General features: G+C 60.3%; 1 protein-coding gene. It reads right to left on the reverse strand.

Going from position 1 to position 237, the window contains the following annotated elements; genetic code table 11:
• Positions 1-237 (reverse strand): FGGY family carbohydrate kinase (locus tag RTW80_RS30765; protein ID WP_312722043.1); only part of this gene is annotated, 237 nt, incomplete at both ends.

Genomic DNA, 237 nt, shown 5'->3' on the forward strand with positions numbered 1-237 from the left:
GGCATATGGTCGCGCGTCAGCTGGCAGGCATCCAGCATCGCCTCGCTCCAGTCCCGTTTCGCCACGTCGAGCCACATCGTACCCGCGGCGTCAGACATGTCGCTGGCAAAATCCCCCGTCATGCGAAAACGCAGGTAGTCTTTCGGCAACAGAACCTTCGCCACCTGACGGAAAATCTCAGGCTCATGGCGCTGCACCCACAGGAGTTTTGGCGCGGTAAAACCGGGCATCATCAGG

Origin of the sequence: Escherichia sp. AM3, assembly GCF_032029835.1 — a bacterium.
GTDB classification, from domain to species: Bacteria; Pseudomonadota; Gammaproteobacteria; order Enterobacterales; family Enterobacteriaceae; genus Escherichia; species Escherichia coli.